17 protein-coding genes are annotated in these 22349 nt (G+C 52.1%); 8 read left to right on the top strand and 9 right to left on the bottom strand.

Features of this window, described 5'->3' with window-relative positions:
- Nucleotides 1–8: 8 nt before the first annotated feature.
- From ACF8PK_RS17330 to ACF8PK_RS17300, 7 genes are all read right to left on the bottom strand, one after another.
- Complete coding sequence (locus tag ACF8PK_RS17330; RefSeq protein WP_392442680.1) at nucleotides 9–1235, bottom strand: MDR family MFS transporter; 1227 nt, start codon at nucleotides 1233–1235, stop codon at nucleotides 9–11.
- Nucleotides 1236–2012 (bottom strand): ABC transporter ATP-binding protein, encoded by a 777-nt coding sequence (locus ACF8PK_RS17325; protein WP_392442679.1) that lies wholly within the window; start codon nucleotides 2010–2012, stop codon nucleotides 1236–1238.
- A gap of 2 nt (nucleotides 2013–2014) precedes the next feature.
- Nucleotides 2015–3067, bottom strand: coding sequence for an iron ABC transporter permease (locus ACF8PK_RS17320; protein WP_238809261.1), 1053 nt, complete (start codon nucleotides 3065–3067; stop codon nucleotides 2015–2017).
- A 55-nt stretch (nucleotides 3068–3122) separates the two neighbouring features.
- Entirely contained in the window at nucleotides 3123–4154 is a 1032-nt protein-coding gene (locus ACF8PK_RS17315) for an ABC transporter substrate-binding protein (protein ID WP_238824945.1), read from the bottom strand.
- A gap of 631 nt (nucleotides 4155–4785) precedes the next feature.
- Nucleotides 4786–5742 (bottom strand): TRAP transporter substrate-binding protein, encoded by a 957-nt coding sequence (locus tag ACF8PK_RS17310; RefSeq protein ID WP_392442677.1) that lies wholly within the window; start codon nucleotides 5740–5742, stop codon nucleotides 4786–4788.
- A 32-nt stretch (nucleotides 5743–5774) separates the two neighbouring features.
- On the bottom strand, nucleotides 5775–7079 hold the full coding sequence (locus ACF8PK_RS17305) for a TRAP transporter large permease (RefSeq protein WP_038152347.1): 1305 nt from the start codon (nucleotides 7077–7079) through the stop codon (nucleotides 5775–5777).
- 78 nt (nucleotides 7080–7157) lie between these two features.
- Nucleotides 7158–7679 (bottom strand): TRAP transporter small permease, encoded by a 522-nt coding sequence (locus ACF8PK_RS17300; protein WP_014258202.1) that lies wholly within the window; start codon nucleotides 7677–7679, stop codon nucleotides 7158–7160.
- Between the two features lie 349 nt (nucleotides 7680–8028).
- Between ACF8PK_RS17300 and uxaC the strand changes: the two genes are divergently transcribed.
- The 3 genes from uxaC (at nucleotide 8029) to ACF8PK_RS17285 (ending at nucleotide 12476) form a co-directional block, all read left to right on the top strand.
- On the top strand, nucleotides 8029–9441 hold the full coding sequence (uxaC, locus tag ACF8PK_RS17295) for a glucuronate isomerase (protein WP_014258201.1): 1413 nt from the start codon (nucleotides 8029–8031) through the stop codon (nucleotides 9439–9441).
- 73 nt (nucleotides 9442–9514) lie between these two features.
- Nucleotides 9515–10978, top strand: a complete 1464-nt coding sequence (locus ACF8PK_RS17290; protein ID WP_392442674.1) for a tagaturonate reductase — start codon at nucleotides 9515–9517, stop codon at nucleotides 10976–10978.
- Between the two features lie 10 nt (nucleotides 10979–10988).
- On the top strand, nucleotides 10989–12476 hold the full coding sequence (locus ACF8PK_RS17285; protein WP_275725051.1) for a UxaA family hydrolase: 1488 nt from the start codon (nucleotides 10989–10991) through the stop codon (nucleotides 12474–12476).
- Between the two features lie 141 nt (nucleotides 12477–12617).
- Here ACF8PK_RS17285 and ACF8PK_RS17280 read toward each other — a convergent pair whose 3' ends face one another.
- Entirely contained in the window at nucleotides 12618–13367 is a 750-nt protein-coding gene (locus ACF8PK_RS17280) for a GntR family transcriptional regulator (RefSeq protein ID WP_014258197.1), read from the bottom strand.
- 195 nt (nucleotides 13368–13562) lie between these two features.
- On the opposite strand from ACF8PK_RS17280, the gene ACF8PK_RS17275 reads away from it, so the two are divergent.
- The gene (locus tag ACF8PK_RS17275) at nucleotides 13563–14252 is read left to right on the top strand and encodes a DNA-3-methyladenine glycosylase I (protein ID WP_041943349.1); all 690 of its coding nucleotides are present in this window, start codon (nucleotides 13563–13565) and stop codon (nucleotides 14250–14252) included.
- Nucleotides 14253–14456: 204 nt separating this feature from the next.
- On the top strand, nucleotides 14457–14975 hold the full coding sequence (locus ACF8PK_RS17270; RefSeq protein WP_392442670.1) for a cytochrome b/b6 domain-containing protein: 519 nt from the start codon (nucleotides 14457–14459) through the stop codon (nucleotides 14973–14975).
- Between the two features lie 32 nt (nucleotides 14976–15007).
- On the opposite strand, the gene ACF8PK_RS17265 is transcribed toward ACF8PK_RS17270, so the two are convergent.
- Nucleotides 15008–18040 carry an EAL domain-containing protein gene (locus ACF8PK_RS17265; protein WP_392442667.1) on the bottom strand — a complete coding sequence of 1011 codons (3033 nt, stop codon included), beginning with the start codon at nucleotides 18038–18040 and terminating at the stop codon, nucleotides 15008–15010.
- A gap of 612 nt (nucleotides 18041–18652) precedes the next feature.
- Here ACF8PK_RS17265 and pdhA point away from each other — a divergent pair.
- The 3 genes from pdhA to ACF8PK_RS17250 are packed head-to-tail and all read left to right on the top strand — an operon-like array spanning nucleotide 18653 to nucleotide 21868.
- Nucleotides 18653–19744: a pyruvate dehydrogenase (acetyl-transferring) E1 component subunit alpha gene (gene pdhA, locus ACF8PK_RS17260; RefSeq protein WP_238819454.1), complete on the top strand. Its 1092-nt coding sequence runs from the start codon at nucleotides 18653–18655 to the stop codon at nucleotides 19742–19744.
- Nucleotides 19737–20720, top strand: a complete 984-nt coding sequence (locus ACF8PK_RS17255; RefSeq protein WP_004727876.1) for an alpha-ketoacid dehydrogenase subunit beta — start codon at nucleotides 19737–19739, stop codon at nucleotides 20718–20720. Before pdhA ends, ACF8PK_RS17255 begins: the two co-directional genes overlap by 8 nt.
- The gene (locus ACF8PK_RS17250; protein WP_392442664.1) at nucleotides 20717–21868 is read left to right on the top strand and encodes a dihydrolipoamide acetyltransferase family protein; all 1152 of its coding nucleotides are present in this window, start codon (nucleotides 20717–20719) and stop codon (nucleotides 21866–21868) included. Before ACF8PK_RS17255 ends, ACF8PK_RS17250 begins: the two co-directional genes overlap by 4 nt.
- The last annotated feature ends 481 nt before the right edge of the window (nucleotides 21869–22349 follow it).

Below are 22349 nucleotides of genomic sequence, written 5' to 3'. Positions count from 1 at the left end.
ACGCAAAATCACGCCAGTTCCGGCTCCGGTTCTTGTTGCTTGCTGACCTGAACATACAGCCCGATACCGGACAACGCGCCGAGCACGGCGAAGGTCAGCCATAACCAAGCGGATGGAAACTGCGGTAAATCCAGCAACCACCCCGCTCCCCAATTTCCCGCAAATGCAAAGAAACCGCCGATACAAGAATAGAGGCCGTAATAACTGGCCAGTTTAGACGGCGTGGCGAAGCGTGGCACATAGGCACCAATCAGCGGATAAACCATCATTGAACCGGCGCTGAGCAGTATCGCGCACAGCACAAACGGCAATGGCGGCCACAGCGCAAAGTGCAGGTTCAAGGCCAGAAATGCACTACCCATCAGCGCCATGCCAATCCCCATCCCTTTGGCGATACCAAGCTGCTTGTCCACCCAGTGGCTGACCGGCAGTTGCAACAGCACACCCATCAATGACGACACCATAAAGACCCAAGTGATCACCGACGGATCGCCAGTCTGAACCCGAGCCTGATGCGGAATGGAGAGGTACAACTGATGAAACAGGATTTGATAGACGCACGCCGCGAAGACAAAACGCATGAAGGGTTTGTTTTTCAGCATCGCCCACCAATCAAGCAGGAACAGCTGTTGTTCTGTCGCCGCCGGTGCGTGAACGTCTTTTGGCAGGTAGTACCATTGCAGCAGAAGCAGAATGAAGAACACACCTGCCGCCGAGAGTCCGACCCACATAAAGCTGACCGAGAACAACGTCAAACCAATCAGTGGACCAAGCAACATCCCCGCTTCACTGGCCAGATTCTGCAACGCAAACACTCGGTTACGCTCGCGAGCGTTCGGGTATTCCGAGGACAAATACGCCTGACTGCTGGGCGTAAACAGCGCGCCAGCAAAGCCAGTGCAGAACGCGCCGACGAGAATCGCCGCGAAGCTGTCGCTGATCCCAAGTAAAAAGAAACCCACAATGCGGACGGCGCAGCCACACAAGATCATCGGTTTAAAGCCGAACTTATCCCCCAGCGTGCCACCAATCAGAAACAGCCCCTGCTGGCTAAGCACACGCAGGCCGATGATGAAACCGATGTACCAACCGCTAAAACCAAGGTTTTGCAAATGCTCCGCCAGATAAGGCAGCAGCATGTAAAACCCGAGGTTGAAACTGAAACTGTTAAACACCAGCACTCGGCCAGCGGCAGAGAGCAATCGCCAGTCCTTGATGAAATGATGCAGCTTCACTTACGCGACCTTTTTCGAACGCAGCGTGCGCACAAAAGGCACACCGTGTTCATCGGTGATGACTTGCGCCTCGACGTTATAAATATCCTGCACCAGCTCAGAGGTCAGTACCTGCTTGGGATGCCCACAGGCCACCAGTTCACCCTGTTTCAGCACCAGCAGATTATCGGCATACTGCGCCGCTAGGTTGAGGTCGTGCAGCACCATCAGCGTGATGTATTGCTGCTCGCGGGTTTGCGTCACCAGATGATCCAGCAGCACGTGCTGATGATGAAGATCCAGCGCGCTGACTGGTTCGTCGAGCATCAGAATTTGTGGGTCACGCATCAGTGCCTGAGCAAACAGAATCATCTGACATTGACCACCACTGAGCGTGCGCACATCGCGGTTCGCCAGATGAGACAAGCCCATGCTTTCCAGAATTTCCAGCGCGCCGCGCAGCATGGTGTCGTCCACTCGCAGGCTCAGGGCATCCAACTTGCCCAGCAGCACCACTTCAATCACGGTGAGGTTAATGTCGAGGTGAATATCCTGCGGCATGTAGCCAAAACGTGAGCGCCAGTGCGGCAGCGATTTGATACTCAGTTGATCGTGTTGATGTGAAATCTTGCCACTGTTGAGTTTGATATCGCCAAACAGCGTTTTCAGCAGCGTACTTTTCCCCGTGCCATTCGGACCAAGGATCGCCGTCACCTGCCCCGGTTGCAGCATAAAGCTCATGTCACGCGCCAGCGTCAGCGAGCCAATCTGAATATTGAGTTTGTCAGCCTTGAGCATGATTAACCTCGCTTCGCCACGATCAGCCAGAAGAAGAACGGCACGCCGATAATTGCCGTCACAATCCCGATCGGAAACAGCGCGCCCGGCACAATCACTTTTGACAACACAGAAGCCGTTGAGAGCAAAAATGCGCCGATTAGGAATGAAAGTGGTAGGAAGAAGCGTTGATCTTCGCCCACCAGAATTTTAGCGATGTTGGGTGCCACAATGCCGATAAAACCAATAATGCCGACAAAGCTGGTTACGGTTGCCGTCATTACCGCCACGATAAACAGAATTTTAAGGCGCAGGCGCTGCACGTTCACACCGACGCTTTTTGCGCGCTCTTCGCCCAACCGCAGCGCCGTCAGTTTCCACGAATCCCGCATCAGCAGCGTAAAACCGCCCATCACCACTACTGCGGTGATGGTTAAGTTGCTCCACGTCGCTTTCGACAAACTGCCAAACAGCCAGAACAGAATTTGTTGGCTCAGCTCCGGTGAGGCGATGAACTGCACCAGCGACAACAGTGACTGAAACAGAAACAGCAACGCAATCCCTGCCAGAATCAACTGGCCTGAGGTAATGTGACGCATGGAGGCCAAAGCAAACAGAAAACAGGCCGACAACATACAACACAGGAATGCGCCCAGCGGCACCGCGTAATGGCTGTCCATGCCCAGCGAACCGATGTAGAGCATCAGCGCCGCACCAAAGCCTGCCGCTGCAGCCATACCCAGTGTGTACGGACTGGCCATCGGGTTATTGAGCAGCGTCTGCATTTCTGCGCCGCCAACCCCCAGCGAGCCGCCGACGATGATCGCCATCAGCGCAATCGGCAAACGCAGGTTGGTGACAATCACGCGGGTTGAACCATCAACCTGAAATGGCAGGCCGATGAATTCCAGCAGCGCATTCAGCACGCGCGATGCATCCAGCATCGATGGCCCAGTCATGATATCGAGTATAAAGGAAGCCAATAAAATAGTGCCAAACGCACACAGCACCACCCAGCGGCGGCGCTCACTCTTTCGTTGTTGTTCAATCGCTTGTAAAAGTATCGCGGATTGCATGTCACATTACCTGGTTACACAAAGAGCAAGCGGCACATGAAAGTGCCGCTCAAAATTATTCAGAAAGAGAAACCGCAAAGGTGCCGGTTGGTGTCACCGGTAGGTACGCTTTATAGAAGTTGATGTATTCCGCTTCCGGGTCGAGATCGTTGAACAGATCCGGGTAGAGCGCTTTGGCGATGAACTGAATCATCGGGCCATCGAGAATACTGCGGCATGCACCGTGGTAGATGCTGATCATGCGGTTGTGTTTCACCGCAGGTAGGCTATCCCACCCTAGGCGCTGCTTGTAACCTTTCAGGCGAGCCAGCGCAGTCGCGCGGTCAACGTCCTGACCAATCACCATCGCATCATCAGCACCGCCAAATTCATAGCCGGTGATCAGCAGTACATCCGGCTGAGCCGCCAGAACTTGCTCTGGGTTAAGGTGCCCCCACCACTCGACAAACGGTTTAGAGATGTTTTCACCGCCTGCCATTTCCGACATCGCACCCCACATGTTTTTACCGAAGGTGTAGCCGTACTCTTTGGTGCCAGGAAAACCAAATTCCGCGTAAATGGTGGGTTTAGGCAGGTTCGCTTTCGCCAGACGATCCGCCACCAGCTGAACCATGTCCTGATATTGTTTGGCGATTTTCTCCGCGCGCGCTTCCTGACCGGTGATCTGGCCGATGATCAGGGTGCTTTGTACGTGACGTTCAACGGTCTGTGCGTTGTAATCCACCACAATCACAGGAATGCCGGCATCTTCAATGCGGTTGACGTCGTTGCCAAGGCCTTTGAACTGCCAATCAGCCAGGACCAGCAAATCTGGGTTGAGGCTAATCACCTTCTCAACCGAGAACGTTTGGGTGTCTACTTTGCCCACATCCGGCAATGCTTCTAACGATGGGCGATGGGCGACGTACATTGCCCAGTTCGCAGGGCGCCATTTTTCCCAAATCCCTTTCGACATGCCGACCACGTGATCAAACGATTTTTCAGTACCGATCGCCATGTAGTCTTCCCCATAGAAGCCCAGCACGACGCGCTTTGCTGGCAAATCCAGCGTCACTTGACGATCAAGGACGTCAGTCACCGTCGTCATTTGAGCGAAAACTTGGGGTGCAAATGAAATGAAAAGAAGTATCACAAACCGTTTTATCATTGTTATTTCCTGTATAAGCGCGAGATGTCAAAGACTCGTCTGGGCGACTATCTTATTTATATTTACGACAATATCAATAAAAATGAGTCCAACAATCATTCTCATTTATAAAATGACATCAAAATCTAACACAAGCTCACACAAACACATACGCTCCACTCACTGATCGGCATCTTGCCCACGTTTATGGCACGCCGGTTTTCAGGAGCAGGACAACAGACTGACGGAGATTTCACGTAAGTTAATTACACTTTATTGCCAGTGATTGGCCGACTTTTCTTCTTTTTGTTGGAAACTTACGCAATTTTATTGATCTGAATCATTTCGAGGAGTAAAGTGTGACCGAAATCTCATTTAGTTATGTCGATTAAGGTGACGTTATGTACGATAAAAAACAATCTTGGTCTATCAACCTTCGCGAGTTATTCGGCATGCTGGCAATGTTCTCCGCGACCTCTTTGGTCGTTCTGATGCTCAGCCTGACCTGGGTTAATTTCTAAATTCAGGAATAACGCGCAAAGAAAAGGCACTGCTCTGCAGTGCCTTTTTCGTTTCAAGAGATCGAGGTCTCTTAGTTGATGGTTTGAATCTGCTCCAGCAATGGCACCAAATCGGGATTGTCTTTCTTGAACTTGTCGTACACCGGTTGCACTGCCGCTTGGAACTTCGCGATATCACTTTCCACAAACGTCACGTTGTGATTGGTTAAATCCTGCGTCGCTTTCTCGACGTATTTGGCCCAGTTCTCTTCCTGAACTTTCACCGTCTCTTTCGCAGCATAACGCACGGCTTCACGCTGCGCCTCGGTCAGTGAATCCCACACGCTGGTTGAAACCACCAACACGTCCGGCACCATGGTGTGGTTGTCGCGCGAGAACACATTCTTCACTTCATAGTGACGTGATGAGTAGTAGGACGGTACGTTGTTCTCTGCCCCATCCACCACGCCTTGTTGCATCGCAGAATATAGCTCACCGTATGGCAGTGGCACCGGCGTGCCACCGAGCGCTTTGATGGTATCGATAGACAGCGCCGAGTTCTGCACACGAATCTTCATCCCTTTCAAATCATCTGGCGTTTTGATGGGTTTGCTGGTGTAGAAGCTGCGCGAGCCTGCATCCAAGAAAGCCAGACCAATGAAACCGGCATTGCGTGACGAGGCCAGAATCTCCTCACCAATCGGGCCGTTGAGCACCGCATCGTATTGTGCGCGGTCTTTATACAGATAAGGCAGCGACAGCAGTTTGTAGTCCGGCGCAAAGGTGTTCAGTGTCGCCGCGCTGGCTTTCGTGAAAGCCACGGTGCCGTTTTGTACCATCTGCAAGCCTTCAGATTCATCGCCCAACGTGCCATTTGGGTACACTTTCACGCGTACATTGGCCTCTTTCTTCACCGCTTTCGCAAAATACTCCAGCGATTGGTGAACCGGGTGCTCGGTTGGCAGCGCATGCGACAGTTTCAGAGTGGCAGCATACACGTTACTCCCCAGCAGAGTTGATACCGTGCACGCCAAAAGAAGTTTGTTCATCGTTTTCATTTCACAGTCCTATGTTATTGGTTTTAATAGTTATATCCAGCCAGATGCGGCAACCATAAAGAAAGAGAAGGGATCAACGTCACAATCGCTAACGTGATGATCATGATCAGGAACAGCGGAATCATCTTCGGCACCACTTGCCCTAATTTCGTGTCGTACACACTACAGCCGACGAACAGCGCCGTGCCAACTGGCGGTGTGCAGATCCCGATACACAGGTTGAACACCATGATGATGCCAAAGTGAATCGGGTCGATGCCCATCTGCGTTGCGATAGGCAAGAAGATCGGCGTAAAAATCAGAACCGCCGGCGTCATGTCCATAAAGGTGCCGATGATGAGCAGAATGATGTTCATCAGCAAAATGATCATGATTGGGTTTTCCGATGCTTCTAAAATGAAGTCGGAAATAAAGGTGGGAATGTCGGCGTTCGCCATTGACCACGACATCGCAGACGAGGTGGCCACCATCAGCAAAACGATAGACGTCGTCACCACGCTGTCGACCAAAATCGGGAAGATATCACCGGTTTTCAGCTCTTTATAAGCAAAGCCAAGCAGTAAGCTGTACACCACCGCAATTGCCGAGGCTTCCGTCGCGGTAAACACCCCCGCCAGAATCCCGCCCATGATGATCACCACCAAGCCAAGGCTTGGCAGCGCATCCAAAATGACCTTGCTGGCTTTTTCGTTGAACTCATATTTTTCGCGCGGAATGTTGTATTTCGAGCCGAGCAAGAAAATACCCACCATGATGCCAAGCCCCATCAAAATGCCGGGCAAGTAACCGGCGATAAAGAGGTACTGCACCGAGGTCGAGCTGACCAACGCATACAAAATCAAAATGTTGGATGGCGGGATCAAAAGCCCTGCCGGGCACGATGACACGTTCACCGCGGTGGAAAAATCGGCAGGATATTTGTGCTTGTCTTGCAGGGGACGCATGATACCGCCGACCGCGGCCGCCGATGCGGTCGCAGAACCCGACAATGCGCCAAACATCATGTTGGCAATCACGTTCACGTGCGACAGTGCGCCCGGCAGTCGCCCACCAAACAACATCGCGAAGTTGATTAAGCGACTAGCGAGCCCGCCTCGGTTCATCAAGTTGCCGGCGACAATAAAGAACGGCAGCGCTAACAAACCAAAGTTGTTCAACCCGTTCGCCAGTTTTTGGGAAATTAAGATGGCGGTTTTATCGAGTGGGAAATCGACAAATACCGTGAGAAAAGCAGCCAGTCCGATCGAGAAGGCGATGGGCACGCCCAAGATCAGTAATACGGCCAATGTTCCGAACAAAACGATCACCGGGAAAATATCGTAAAACATATCCGGCGCGTTCATCAGGAATTCTTGTGAAAATAACAAATCCGTTAATGTCATGATGTCTGTTCCTAACGCGAGACTTTATACGCGGTGGTCGCTGCGAGTTTGAGTCAGAAAATAAATCGATCTGAAAATATCCAGAACACCAAAATAGGTAATCAACACGCCAGAAATTGGCACCACCAAATAGACATAGCCAATTAACAGATGATGACCGCCAATCACAATGCCCGGCGAAATTTGCCCGTTTGCGATGGTCGAACTCACCAATAAATAGCCGCCGTAAATAAAGGCCACGGTTGAGAGCATCACCACAATCAGGTTGGTCAAAATGGATAGAACGTTTCTTCCTTTTTCACCATATCTTGAGGAAAGGAGCTCCAGCGCCAAATGGCGTCGAATCGAAAAAGTGTAAGCGCCGCCTAGGACGCCAATCCAAATCAATAGATAACGTGACAACTCATCCGTGAAGTTGGCCGGGTCATTTAACACAAAGCGGGTAAAGACTTGCCAAACAACAGCGATGATCATCACAGCCATAAATAGCGTCAGCAGCAGGCGAAGCCCTCTGTTTATATACTCATTGATTAACTCAATTATCATTGCGTTTCTCTTCTGATGCGGTCCCACATATTCATTAGTCCGCCCCGGGTCTTGTTGTTATTCAATTGTGGGGCCATCATTCTCGTCCTGAATGCCCTTAATTGGTCTGACTAATTAAAAATATATATTACATGTCAAAATGATAAAAAACCAAAACGAGATCAAAAAACACTACTTTTTGTATAACAACTTTCTAAAATCAGATCTCACCAACAAAAACATCATATACGAGCCAGTTATTGAGACCTAAGTCACACATTGTCTCCCTATAAGCTCGCTAGACTCTTGAACAAGCGAACATCTAATGTATCTTTAAAACCAAATTGGTATAACAACTGAGATTAAGGACATGACAACTTTCCTCTCTGAGAACTTTCTGCTGAATAACGAGTTTGCGCGTCGCCTCTATCACGACGTCGCCGCGGACATGCCGATCATTGATTACCACTGTCACTTGCCACCACAGCAAGTGGCCGACGACTACCGCTTTCAGAACCTGACCGACATCTGGCTGCGTGGCGACCATTACAAATGGCGTGCGATGCGCAGTAATGGCGTCGACGAGCGCCTATGTACGGGCAACGCGTCTGACAAAGACAAATTCATGGCCTTTGCCCGCACGGTGCCGTTTACCATCGGCAACCCGATTTACCACTGGACGCACCTCGAACTGCGTCGTCCGTTTGGTATTACAGGCATGGTCTTGAATGAAGAGAGCGCCCCGCGCGTTTGGGATCAATGCAATGAAATGCTGGCCAGCCCAGAGTTCAGTGCGCGCGCGATCATGCAGAAGATGAACGTGGAAATGGTTGGCACCACCGACGATCCAATTGACGATTTAAGCGCGCACAAACGTGTCGCTGAAGACAAAGACTTCCCGGTACAAATGCTACCAAGCTGGCGCCCAGACAAAGCATTTAACATTCACCTCGACACCTTCACCGATTACATGGCAGCGCTGGCTGAAGTGGCAGATGTGGAAATTCACCGCTTTGCCGATTTGTGCCAAGCGCTGGACAAACGCCTGCAACATTTCGCCGATCACGGCTGCTGCGTGACTGACCATGCGCTCGATACGGTGAGCTACGAAGACGCAACCGAGCAAGAGCTCGATGCCATCTTAGCCAAACGCCTTGCGGGCGGCGCGGTAACGCCCTTTGAAACCGCGCAATTTAAAACCGCTGTGCTGGTTTATCTGGGGAGAGCGTACGCCAAACGTGGCTGGGTGCAGCAGTATCACATCGGGGCGCTGCGGAACAACAACCAACGCATGTTCAATCTGCTCGGCCCCGACACGGGTTTCGATTCCATCAATGATGGCGAAGTCGCCCTGCCGCTGGCACGCCTGCTGAATGCGCTGGATCGTGACGATGCACTACCCAAGACCATTCTGTATTGCTTGAACCCACGCGATAACGAAGTCATTGCGACCATGTGTGGCAACTTCCAAGGCGGCGGTGTGGAAGGCAAGATCCAGTTTGGCTCGGGTTGGTGGTTCAACGATCAGAAAGATGGCATGGAACGTCAGATGACGCAGCTCGCGCAACTGGGCTTGCTGAGCCGTTTCGTCGGCATGCTGACCGACAGTCGTAGCTTCCTTTCTTACACTCGCCACGAATACTTCCGCCGCATTCTGTGCCAGATGATTGGCCAATGGGTGGAGAACGGCGAAGCGCCAGCCGACTTTGATTTGCTGAGCCGCATGGTGTCGGACATCTGCTACCACAACGCAAAAAACTATTTTGGCATCACGCACAAGTGATCCACTTTTGCCACGTTTAAACGCCCGAGATTCGCTGCCCGCCCTAAGGTTGGGCAGCCCCCAACAGGTACTTATGATGAAACAGCTTAATCGCGATACTTTTCCCGGCCCGTCGTATCCGACCAAAATCATTCAATTTGGTGAAGGCAACTTTCTGCGCGCATTTTTAGACTGGCAAATTGACCAGTTGAACCAACACACCGACTTCAACGCTGGCGTCAGTGTCATTCGCCCGATTGGCGGCGAGTTTCCACCCAGCCTCAATACACAACATGGCTTGTACACCACGCTGATTCGCGGTCTGGACGAGTCCGGCGAAGCGGTGTCTCAATCGCGCATCATCTATTCCGTCAACGAAGAGTTGTCGGCGTACCGCGAATTCGAAGCGATTCTGGAACGCGCGAAAAACCCAGACATTGAGTTTGTGTTTTCCAATACCACCGAGGCTGGCATTGCGTTTGTCGACAGCGATCAACTGAGCGATTTGCCCCCCAGCAGCTACCCGGCTAAATTGACCCGCATGTTGTGGGAGCGCTTCAATCACTTCGACGGCGCGCAAGACAAAGGCTGGACCCTCATTCCTTGCGAGTTGATTGATTACAACGGCGAAGCGCTCAAAGCCATCGTGTTGCGTTACATCGACCTTTGGGCTCTACCTGCGGCGTTTCGTGACTGGGTGGAAAGTGCCAATACGTTCTGCTCCACTTTGGTGGATCGCATTGTCACTGGCTATCCAAAAGATGAAGTGGCCGCTTTGGAAGCGGAACTCAATTACCACGACACCTTTATGGTCAGCGCAGAGAACTTCTACCTGTTCGTGATTCAAGGCCCGCAATGGCTGAACCAAGCACTGTGTCTTGATCAACTGAGCGACGAACAGGCACTGAACATCAAAATTGTTGACGACATCAAGCCATACAAAGAGCGTAAAGTCGCCATTTTGAATGGTGCGCACACCGCGTTAGTCCCGGTGGCGTTTCAGGCTGGCATCGATACGGTGGGCGACAGCATGCAAGACGAGCAGATCGCCGCGTACCTCAAAACGGTGATGTTTGACGAAATCATTCCGACCTTGTCATTACCAAAAGATGAACTGCGCGCCTTTGCACGCGATGTCGAATACCGCTTCAAAAACCCGTACATCAAGCATTTGTTATTGTCGATTGCACTCAACAGCATGACCAAATTCAAAACACGTATTCTGCCGCAGTTGCTCACCTACCAGCAGGCACAAGGTCAACTGCCGCGTTACCTGAGCTTTGCGCTGGCAGCCCTCATCACCTTCTATCGCGGGCAACGCGCCGAGGGCGAATATGCCCTCGCCGATGACCAGCCTTGGCTCGATTTCTTTGCCAGCGCATGGCCAAAAGTCGAACGGGGTGAAAGCAGCCACCGCGAACTGGTTGACGGTGTATTGAGCAATACCGCGCACTGGGAAACTGACCTCACCCGCGTTCCGGGGCTGGCAGAATGCGTAACGGCGCACGTTGAACGCATTTGCGCGCAAGGCATGCGAGACGCACTCAGCCGTTGTTAAGGGGAAGCTTGTGAATCCATTACTCAAAATTCATCCGAGCGATAATGTCGCCGTGGCACTGCGCGATTTGGACGCAGGGTTGACCGTGGAACTCGATGGTCAAACCCTGACGTTGCTGGAAGCCATTCCGCAAGCGCACAAAGTGGCACTGAATGATTTCGCGCCCAACGATCGGGTGATCAAATACGGCGCGCCAATTGGCCATGCTTTGGCGCCGATTGCCATCGGGCAGCGAGTGTATCAAGACAACATTCGCACCAACCTCAGCGACCTGAACGACTACGACTACCAGCCCGATTTTCAGTCGGTCAGTAGCTCACTGGCCAATACGCCGGTGTCGCTCTATCGCCGCGCCAATGGCACCGTCGGTATTCGCAACGAACTGTGGATCATTCCAACCGTGGGCTGCGTCAATGCCATGGCCAAGATGATGAAAAAGCAGGTCGAAGCAGAGATGGATCTGTCCCACATCGACGGCATTCAGGTCTTCACCCATCAATATGGCTGCTCGCAACTGGGCGATGACCACAACAACACCAAGGTGCTGTTGCAAAATCTGGTCAAACATCCCAACGCGGGCGGGGTTCTGGTCGTTGGCCTTGGTTGTGAAAACAACCAAGTGAATGCGTTTCGTGACTCGCTGGGCGATTTCGACCCGGAGCGGGTGGAATTCATGATCTGCCAAAAACACGATGATGAAGTGGAAACCGGCGTCGAACTGATGAAGAAACTGCTCGACAAAATGGCAAGCGATCAACGTGAACCAGGCTATCTGAGCGAAGTGCGCTTTGGCTTGGAATGCGGCGGCTCAGATGGATTTTCAGGCATCACCGCCAACCCATTGCTGGGGCGTTTCTCCGATTACTTGGTGACACATGGCGGCACCACAGTGCTGACCGAAGTGCCGGAGATGTTTGGCGCCGAACATATTCTCATGAGCCGCTGCGCCGACAAAACCACCTTCGAGCAGACAGTGAAGATGATCAACGATTTCAAACAGTATTTCATCGACCACAAACAGCCGATTTACGAGAACCCGTCTCCGGGCAACAAAGCGGGCGGCATTTCCACGCTGGAAGAGAAATCACTCGGCTGCACGCAAAAAGCAGGTCGCAGCCAAGTAATGGATGTACTGCGCTATGGCGAGCGGTTGTCGAAACCGGGGTTGAATTTGCTCAGCGCGCCGGGTAATGATGCGATTGCTACCTCCGCCTTGGCAATGGCCGGTTGTCACATGGTGCTGTTCAGTACCGGACGTGGCACCCCGTACGGCGGCCCGGTGCCGACCTTGAAACTTGCGACCAACAGCGATTTGGCAAGACGCAAACCGCACTGGATTGATTTCAACGCCGGCGCATTGGTTGAAGGCACATCGATGGACTTGCTGTTGGAACAATTTGTCGCCAAAGTCGCCGATTTCGTCAATGGCGAGCCGACCCGCAATGAGCTAAATGACTTTCGCGAAATCGCGGTGTTCAAGAGCGGCGTGACGTTGTAACTCAAGCCGTGCAATAAAACCCATCGAAAGACACAGATGCCCATCAGGCGACCTTCGGGTCGCCTGATTTTTTATTGCGGGTACGTTAGTCAGCAAATTTTGAGCAATAAAAAGCGAAGCACTTGGCTTCGCTTGAAATCATCAGAATGTCGAAATGGGGCTTTCGGCAAACAGAAAACGGTCGTAATCGTCGCTCGAACCATCAAACAGCATCTGCTTGGTGTTTTCGATGTGCTGCCACACCGCCTGACGCGCCGCTTGTGGGTCGCGCTTGATCAGCGCTTTGACGATTTCATCATGCTCGCTGCACCAACTACGAATTTTGTTGTCTTCGATGTGTTCATGCAGCTTCTTCCAGTACGGGTTATTCTCGCGATGTTTGCACAGCATCTCTGCCACATGCACCACTGCAGAGTTCTGCGTACAACGGGCTAGCTGTATGTGAAATTCGCTGTCCCAGTAGGAATCGCGACTGTAATCATCAGATTTAGCTTGTTCTTGGATCTTCATCAGCGCGACCAAATCTTGCTTGGTCGCTTGCGTGGCCGCAAATTCAGCAATATTGCTTTCAAATAACTGACGCGCCTGCAATAGCTCAAAGGGGCCGCAGGTGAGCATAAAACTCGCATCGCTCAACGTTGCGCTCGCATCAGCAGCGGGTGCTTCGATGGTGGTGTTGATGACACGAATTCCCGAGCCTTTACGCACTTCGACGTAACCTTCCACTTCCAGCATGATCATCGCTTCACGAATCACGGTGCGGCTCACTTCCATTTGCTCGGCGATCAAACGCTCGGCTGGCAACATGTCACCCACCTGGTATACCCCATTGGCAATGTCAGTTTTGAAGCGGTTAGCAATCTTCTGGTAAAGCTTAACGTTCGGTTCCATATCTATCCCACAGCAACTTGTTATACCAATTAGTCTAACATACAGGATCACTGCAACGCTAAACAAAACTCGGATCGCATTAAATCAATGTCAGATTGCCAGACAAGGTCGTTTGCTCACCGCGTAACCAATCCGTGCCGAACGCACATCGCTCTGTTAGACTGTTGTTTCTCATCACAAAAAGTGGCACTTCACATGACAATGGAAACGTTTCAATCAATCTACCAACGTGCCGCCGAGCGTAAAGGCGGAGAAGACCAACTTGAGAGCCTGCTGAAGAAACCACTCAGCACAGCCGAGTTAGCCGCTATTCCCGACGACCGTTGGTTGTCGGGATTCAGTATGAAAGTCTTTCAATGCGGCATCTCATGGGATGTGGTGCGCAAGAAATGGCCCAACTTTGAAGCGCTATTTTTCCAGTTTCGCATCGAACCCCTATTGATGCTGTCTGACGACATATGGGAACAGAAAGCCCAAGACCCGAAAATCATCCGTCACCTCGCCAAAGTGATGTCGATTCCCAAAAATGCGCGCATGATTTACGACGCGCGTCAGGAATACGGCTCATTCAGTGAGATGGTCGCCAACTGGCCAGTTGAACGCATCACCGAATTGTGGGATTACCTGAAAAAACACGGCGACCGCTTGGGCGGCAATACCGGCCCGTACACCCTACGCCAAATGGGCGCAGATACATTCATTCTCTCAGGTGACGTCGAGGCCTACCTGCGCAATACCGGCATCATCGAGGGTGGCAAGAACACCAAGCGTTCACTGCAAGCGTCGAATGCCGCCTTTTGCCAATGGCAACAGGAATCAGGCCGCAGTATTAGCGAAATCAGTCAAATCATCGCTTTCAGCACCGGCGACAACCGCGTGATGTAACCTTCCAGTCAGCCAGAGTCACAAACGAGTGGCTCTGGTTTTTCACCTGACCGTTCTCTACTGCGCTCTCCTTGCCAACCAATCACTTTACGTTTTCCCTCTTATCACGCCATCGCACCGTTCATTCTTAAGTTTCACTTAAGTGTCTGGTGTCATAGTCATGTTCAGACATCTTCGACATGAGCAAAGTCAAAGAGGAGAAAGATGACTAAACCTTACGTTTGGGACGGCGTTGTGCGTCTGACCCACTGGGTCGTTGCCGCACTATTCCTGTCGAACTACTTTTTCACTGAAGCAGGCAGTGAAACGCACGAATGGGTCGGATATGGGGTCTTGGTCGCCCTGTCCGTGCGGCTAACCTGGGGGATCATCACCGACTCCCCGGCGAGCCTTTCGGCCTTTAAACCGTCAGTGAATCAGGCGATATCACACTTGAAAGAGGTTTTGGCAACCAAAGAAGACAACCACATCGGTCATAACCCGGCAGGCGCGGTGATGATTTGGGTGATGTGGCTGGCATTGATTGCCACAGCGCTCACCGGTTGGGCAACCCAGTGGAACATGTTTTGGGAAGAAGACGCCATGAAAGCCGTGCACGAATTCTTTGCCAATCTAACCATGGTTGCTGTCGCCATCCACATTAGTGCCGTGATCTTGATGACCCATTGGGTGAAACGCCCTTACGTCAAAAGCATGCTGCCTCAGCGCGGCCGCGAGAAATAAACGGTGAGCAATAAACAGTGAGGAAGAAGCGGTCACGTTTCTTCCTTTTCTCTTGCTTCCGTATCCGCAAAGCGCTGCTCAAACTCTCGTAAGCTGGCTGGGCGAGCGAGATAAAACCCCTGCATCAAATCCACGCCTAGCGCTCGCAGCAATTGGGTTTGTGATTCAGTTTCCACCCCTTCGGCCACCACACGATGCCCCAAACTTTGCACCATGCTGATGAGCCCTTTCACAAACGACAAGTTCGCGGGATGCGCTTCGATATCGGCAATAAATGAACGATCAATTTTCACCTCGCTGATCGGCAGGCGCTTGAGCAGTGAAAGCGACGAAAAACCCGTCCCAAAATCATCCAGCGACAACGTGAAGCCGGCATTTTTGAGCGCTATCAACGTACGAAGGCATTGCTCTTTGTCGGCCATCGCCGCCGTTTCCGTCATTTCCAAACAAAACAGCGATGCGGGTAAACCATAATCGTTCACTTTCTGCGCCAGGTTATCAGCAAACCGCGAATGCCCTAACTGCCTTGCGCTGACATTGACTGAAATGTGTTGAAGGTTTTGCAACCATGGCGACGTCTTCACGTCCTGACACACTCGGTCGATGATGTAATCGCCCAGTTTCATGATCAAAAAGCTGTTTTCCGCGACAACAATAAACTCACTTGGGTTCACCTGCCCCAAGGTTGCTGAGTGCCAGCGAGCCAGCACTTCCACCGCAATGATGTGATCATGTTGTCGACTGAAGACCGGCTGGTAATGAACTTGAATTTCGCCTTGGTCAATCGCCAACCCCAGCAGATGCTCGATGCGTAAATGCGTTTTGAATGGCTCATGCATGTTCGAATTGAACAACACCACTTCACCGCCGCCTAATTGTTTGGCGCGGTACATGGCGACGTCCGCGTTTTTGATCAACTCATCGCCATCCACGCCATGCAGGGGATAAAACGCCACTCCAATGCTGGCTTCGCCGACCAATTCCATGTTGTCATACTGCATCGGCCGTTTGACCGCTCGCAGCAGTCGATTCGCCAGTTCGTGGGCTTGATAATCATTCTGCACATCACAGAAGAACACAAACTCATCGCCACCAAAGCGGCCGATGATATCCTCCGCGCGCAATGTCTGTTGCAGTGCCTCCGCCACATGGCACAACAACGCATCCCCTACCTGATGCCCAAATGTATCGTTGATGATCTTGAACCGGTTCAAATCCATCATCATGACCGCTTTGGTGCTGTTGGGATGATGCTGAATATGATGCTCGATCACTTCCATCAATTTTCGTCGGTTGGCCACACCCGTCAAACCGTCGTAATAGGCCATCTGATGAATTTTGTCGGCCGACTCCTGTTGCTCCGTGATGTCCGTCATGGATCCCACCAAACGAATCGGTCGACCTTGCGTGTTGTGAATCACCGCGCCACTCAATTGCACCCAAATGTAGTGCCCGTCATCACGTCGCAAACGCAGGATGCATTTAAACGGTTCGGAAACATCCAGATAGGTTTGCAGCACCTCTTCAAACGCGGGGCGATCGTCCGGATGCACACGATTGAGCAACACTTGCGGATTAATGGCATCAGACGTATCGGCAAGCTTCAACATCTTGGTCAACCGGCCATTCCAACTCAGGCGATTGGCGAGCAGGTCCCATTGCCAAATCCCATCGTTCGAACTGTTCAACACCACTTTGAGTTGCTGTAATAACTGCTGTGATTTTTTGTGGCGCTGCACACTGGTTTCGATCAGCGCGTCTCGCTCAACAAACAGAGACAAGATATCGAGGTAGTTGTAAAACAGTGCCGATTTACCGATGTATTGGCGCCCGTCGAGATTCTCGACCGCAGTGACAATGTCCCAACAATCGCGTTCGCCGCGATGCACAGGCAACACCGACACCACGTAAGGCCGATCCCCGGCCACGCAAGGCAGATCGCTCAGCGTTCGAAGGGCGCTGTTGGCGGGGCGAGATTGCAGTGCCTGCTGCTCAAGAAACGAGACTTTCAACAAGGAGAGCGCGTCGCCGTCGTAGCGATTTAACTCAGCCCACGCCAAATTACATTGATACAGGCTGCACGCATCGAGGATCGAATCAAAGCCATCTTTGGCGATGGAATACAAGGTATCAAACAGCTCCGACGACGAATAACGGCTTTCATACACCATCGCCTGACGCACCGACTGAGAGGCGTCACTCGCGTCAGCCACCGATGCCCTGTTGCCGCAGGATTGGCGCACCACCAGCTTTTGCTCAACGTGGATCACTTCCTCTTGAAATGGCGCTCCGGCAATACGGGCAAGCGCGCGTTCAAACGCCTTGCAGGCGAGCTCCTCCAATTGTTGATCCACCGTGGTTAATGCTGGCGTGACCGACATGCCGGAGAAAATGTTATCGATTCCGACGACCGCAACATCATCGGGCACACGAATGCCGTTGCGCTGCAATTGTTCAATCATGCCGATGGCGTTTTCGTCCGTCGCGCAGATGATGGCCGTACACTCATTCCCCACCATGTTCAGCCAATCACTGGCGGCTTTGCGCCCGGCAGACAACGAGCAGCTGTCAACACAATACAACTGCGAACTGTGAAAGCCCTCGCCGCGTTGCGTGTCGACCCGTTGTTTAAAAGCGTTGAACCGTGAGCGAATGTCGTTGACGGATAAATCACCACAAAAGCCAATGTTGCGATGCCCCAGAGCGAGCAACCAGTCATAAAGCTGCTCCACCCCGCTAATCTGGTCACTGCAAAGCTGTTCCACGGGCAGCGGCGCGTAGCTCGCCCCCATTGAAAATACGGGAATACCTAACTCAGTTGCGGCTTTGACATAACTGGTACCAGCGCAGTGCTGAACAACAATCAAGGCGCTCAGTTGCGTTAACGCAATGGGCAGTGTGAAATCCCGTGAATCGCCCGCTCGAATCATGATGAGATTCACACCATGCTGTTTCGCTTTTTGACGAAACGTTGCGCTGATTTCCCCCATATAGAAACCACTGAACATCGGCATAATGACGCCAATCGTGGTTTGTCTGGTGCACTGCCTTGCTTTTGTTTTCACTTGTCCAGTCCATCAAGTCGATACCGTATCCCTGCCTATAGTGCAAAGAATCGACAAAATAACAAAAGACTCACTATGAAAACTCACGAATATCGCACATTCAGTACATGGCTTTTGGTAAGGAATGACAACGCTGTCATATTCGGTTCAGGCGCGCTTTTCATGGATACAAAAAAGCCGTCGTTGCACCAAATCGGGCTGCGATCTCATTCTCGACTGCAATGGATGCGTCATTATATTTGTGCAAATTTTGATTCCAATCGAGTGAATCTTTTCAGCATGTTCGATCAAGCCCCTCAAAAACTGGCATTTTCTGCTACTTTTGCGCGAGTGTAAGCTTTCCTTTACTCCCCCCGCTTGCGCCAATTTGATGCGAATTTTAACAATTTAGTTACACTTACCTTATCCGGTTATACCAAGATTCATCACTAGATAAATGTGGTATGAACAGCAATAAAAAATGCCGTTGTCGGAATTCGCAGGACACTATTTCAAAACTGTCCATTACGCTGCCACCTGCGCATTTCGCTCCACATCAGTCTCGGTATCACCTTTGGCGTAACGATGTGAATTGCTGCCATCTTCGATGCGTAGCGTCAAAAGGAGCTTGAGATGAATATTCAGGCCTTACCCATGGAACGATTTATCGACCACCATGGCAATCTGGTTAAGCCGCTTCCCGAATGGGCCGATGTGTCAACGCTGACCGGTTTTTATCGCGATATGCTACTGACCCGAACCTACGATCACAAAGCGGTTGCGCTGCAACGCACCGGCAAACTCGGGACCTACCCGTCCCATTTGGGTGCAGAAGCCATCGGCATTGCCGTGGGTCGGGCGCTCAAAGTGGACGATGTGTTTGTGCCCTATTATCGCGATATGCCAGCGATGTGGGCGCGCGGCATCGGCATGGAAAAGAACCTGCAATACTGGGGCGGCGATGAGCGCGGCAGTGATTTCACCCCGGATGAACATGTGCATTGTCGCGACCTGCCGTTTTGCGTCCCGATCGCCACCCAATGCACGCACGCCGTGGGTGTCGCCTCAGCACTGAAAATTCAAGGCAATCATCAAGCAGCATTGGTGATGTGCGGTGACGGCGGGACATCGAAAGGCGATTTCCTTGAAGCGATCAACTGCGCGGGCGCGTGGCACATTCCGCTGGTGTTTGTGGTCAACAACAATCAGTGGGCTATTTCCGTCCCGCGCCATCTGCAATGTGCGGCAGATTTCTTATCTCAAAAAGCACTGGGCGCCGGCATTCCCGGCCTAACTGTCGATGGCAACGACATTGTGGCCATGTACGATGCGGTGCGCACCAGCTTGGAGCGGGCACGCAAAGGCAAAGGCGCAACCTTAATTGAAGCGGTCAGCTATCGGTTAAGCGACCACACCACCGCCGATGATGCCAGCCGCTATCGCAGTGACGATGAACTGCAACAGGCGTGGCAATTTGAACCCGTTGCCCGATTGAAAACCTATCTGATGAACAGCGGCGTCTGGACCGAGCAAGACGAAGAGCAGTGGCTAGATCACTGCAAGGACGTGGTGGAACATGCGGTGCAGCGCTACCTCGACCTCACGCCGCAACCACCTGAAGCCGCGTTCGATTTTCTCTACGAATCGCTCACGCCGGATCTCCACGCGCAGCGTGACGAACTGATCAACAAAGCAATGCGCATGCAGGGAGGTAAACATGGCTGAAATGACCTTAGTTGAAGCTGTCAACCTGGCTTTGCATTATGAGATGGCACACGATCCGAATGTGATTGTGCTCGGCGAAGATGTCGGCGACAACGGCGGTGTATTTCGCGCCACCGTCGGCCTCAAAGACCAATTTGGTTTTAAACGCGTCATCGACACACCGCTCGCTGAAGCGCTGATTGGCGGTGTCGCCGTGGGCATGGCCACCCAAGGTTTGCGTCCGGTGGCCGAGTTTCAGTTCCAGGGCTTTGTGTTTCCGGCGATGGAGCATTTGATGTGCCATGCCGCGCGCATACGTAACCGCACCCGTGGCCGCCTGACCTGCCCGGCCGTGTTCCGCGCGCCATTTGGTGGCGGGATACATGCGCCCGAGCACCACTCGGAAAGTGTCGAAGCCCTGTTTGCTCACGTGCCCGGTTTTAAAGTGGTCGTCCCATCTTCCCCTCAGCGTGCCTACGGTTTGCTGCTGGCCGCTATTCGCAGCAACGATCCGGTGATGTTCTTTGAACCGAAACGCATCTATCGCACCGTCAAATCCGATGTCACCAACAACGGTGAAGCCCTACCACTCGATACCTGCTTTACCCTGCGTAAAGGCCGCGATGTCACGTTGGTCACTTGGGGCGCCTGCGTCGTAGAATCATTACAGGCAGCCAAAACCTTGTCCGCGCAAGGCATTGAAGTGGAGGTGATCGATTTGGCCAGCATCAAACCGGTCGACATGAACACCATCTTGCGTTCGCTGGAGAAAACCGGGCGTTTACTGGTGGTGCATGAAGCCAGCAAAACCTGCGGCGTCGGCTCAGAAATTCTGGCGCGCGTGGCGGAGCAGGCGATGTGTCTGCTCAAAGCGCCACCCAAACGTGTCACCGGCATGGATACCATCATGCCCTACTACAAAAATGAAGCCTATTTCATGATTCAGGAACAAGACATCGTGCTGGCTGCGCGAGCGTTAGTGGAGGGTTGGAAATGAAGTCATTTATGTTACCCGACCTCGGTGAGGGGTTAGCCGAATCAGAAATCGTCGAATGGCATGTCAACGTCGGCGATGTGGTTAAAATCGATCAGGTCGTGCTGACGGTGGAAACCGCCAAAGCCACGGTTGAAGTGCCCGCGCCATACGCGGGTAAAATCATCAGTCGTTACGGCAATGAAGGCGATGTGATCAACATCGGCAGTTTGCTTCTGGAAATTGAAGAGCTCGACAGCGCCGGCAACGCCATATCCAGTCCCCAGAAAAAACACGACGCAGCGACCGTGGTCGGCAATGTCTCCCACCAGTCACACAATGTGGATGTGGATGACTTCTGGGTGGGCAGCAGCGAACAGGCCAACCCGGCGAAGAAATCACTCTCAGCCCTGCCCTCGGCCCGCCTGCTGGCACAGCGTCTCGGCGTGGATTTACAGCGTTTACAAGGCACCGGCCCCGATGGTTTGATTGTCGAGAGTGATGTGCAGAATGCCGCTGACCAACAGATCCCCGGCACGGAAGTGCTCAAAGGCGCGCGAAGAACCATGATCAATACCATGACCGAATCGCACCTGCAAGTTGCGGCGGTCACCATCACCGAAGAAGCCCTGTTGACCGAGTGGAAGCCGGGTGAAGACATCTCGATTCGCCTCATTCAGGCGATTGTTTCTGCCTGCCAGCAAGAGCCAGCAATGAACGCTTGGTTTGATGCCGAAACCATGACCCGTTGCGTGCACAGCACCGTCAATATCGGCATTGCAGTCGACAGCGCCCACGGCTTATATGTGCCGGTACTGCGCCGCGCAGATACATTTGAACCACAAGCGATGCGTGAATGGCTCGATACCACCGTGCAAGGGATTCGCGAACGCAAGATTGGCCGCGAACAGTTGCAACACGCCACCATCACGTTATCCAACTTCGGCGCGATTGCTGGGATCTTCGCGACGCCAGTCGTGTCACCGCCTCAGGTCACCATTGTTGGTGCCGGTCGCATCATCGAAAAAGTGATGATCAAAGACGAGCAATTGATGAACGTGAAAGCGATGCCGCTGTCGATTACCTTCGACCACCGTGCCTGTACAGGCGGTGAAGCGGCCCGTTTTGCCCACGCACTGGTGCAAGATCTGCAACGTCCAAGCGCGCTGTAACGTAACGCCGCTCTCAACAGCGAAAAAACCACCTTTCTTGATCGAGGTGGTTTTTTATTTGCGTCGAAAAGTAAGTAAACCAAGACCTGAGACCACAAAAAAGTGCATCAAACTTTTAAAAAGCATGCTAGACAGTAAAAAATGGACAATTTCAGTATTTTATCAATAAAAGAGATCATTAATGAGCGATTTTGGCGTCATTCATCGTCGATATACTTTGAAAGCGTGGTATTTTTGTCCATAATTATTTTCAAACCTCGATGTTGAGGTGAGCTCGTTAAGGAGCGGTTATGTTTAGAAAAATACTTTTGCTTGCTACCTGTCTCAGCTTTTCAATCTTTAGTGGTAGCGCGCTGTCTGCAAGTGAAGCAGGCAATAGCGCGACAGGGCCTTTGGTGATGTGTGAGATGCCGGACGGCACCATGAAGTACATCCCCATTGTCATCTGTCAGCACAATAAGTAGTCGTAAAAAAAAGGGAG

Source organism: Vibrio sp. CJQ_6 (genome assembly GCF_043106745.1).
Taxonomy (GTDB): domain Bacteria; phylum Pseudomonadota; class Gammaproteobacteria; order Enterobacterales; family Vibrionaceae; genus Vibrio; species Vibrio furnissii.
The sequence above is the reverse complement of the archived record's forward strand: the minus strand, read 5'-3'. Positions and strand labels throughout refer to the sequence as shown.

Coding starts and splice junctions, on each gene's coding strand:
- ACF8PK_RS17325 (WP_392442679.1), bottom strand. CDS start 2,012: ATGCTCAAGGCTGACAAACTCAATATTCAGATTGGCTCGCTGACGCTG.
- ACF8PK_RS17320 (WP_238809261.1), bottom strand. CDS start 3,067: ATGCAATCCGCGATACTTTTACAAGCGATTGAACAACAACGAAAGAGT.
- ACF8PK_RS17315 (WP_238824945.1), bottom strand. CDS start 4,154: ATGACGACGGTGACTGACGTCCTTGATCGTCAAGTGACGCTGGATTTG.
- ACF8PK_RS17310 (WP_392442677.1), bottom strand. CDS start 5,742: ATGAACAAACTTCTTTTGGCGTGCACGGTATCAACTCTGCTGGGGAGT.
- ACF8PK_RS17305 (WP_038152347.1), bottom strand. CDS start 7,079: ATGTTTTACGATATTTTCCCGGTGATCGTTTTGTTCGGAACATTGGCC.
- ACF8PK_RS17300 (WP_014258202.1), bottom strand. CDS start 7,679: ATGATAATTGAGTTAATCAATGAGTATATAAACAGAGGGCTTCGCCTG.
- uxaC (WP_014258201.1), top strand. CDS start 8,029: ATGACAACTTTCCTCTCTGAGAACTTTCTGCTGAATAACGAGTTTGCG.
- ACF8PK_RS17290 (WP_392442674.1), top strand. CDS start 9,515: ATGATGAAACAGCTTAATCGCGATACTTTTCCCGGCCCGTCGTATCCG.
- ACF8PK_RS17280 (WP_014258197.1), bottom strand. CDS start 13,367: ATGGAACCGAACGTTAAGCTTTACCAGAAGATTGCTAACCGCTTCAAA.
- ACF8PK_RS17275 (WP_041943349.1), top strand. CDS start 13,563: ATGACAATGGAAACGTTTCAATCAATCTACCAACGTGCCGCCGAGCGT.
- ACF8PK_RS17270 (WP_392442670.1), top strand. CDS start 14,457: ATGACTAAACCTTACGTTTGGGACGGCGTTGTGCGTCTGACCCACTGG.
- pdhA (WP_238819454.1), top strand. CDS start 18,653: ATGAATATTCAGGCCTTACCCATGGAACGATTTATCGACCACCATGGC.
- ACF8PK_RS17255 (WP_004727876.1), top strand. CDS start 19,737: ATGGCTGAAATGACCTTAGTTGAAGCTGTCAACCTGGCTTTGCATTAT.
- ACF8PK_RS17250 (WP_392442664.1), top strand. CDS start 20,717: ATGAAGTCATTTATGTTACCCGACCTCGGTGAGGGGTTAGCCGAATCA.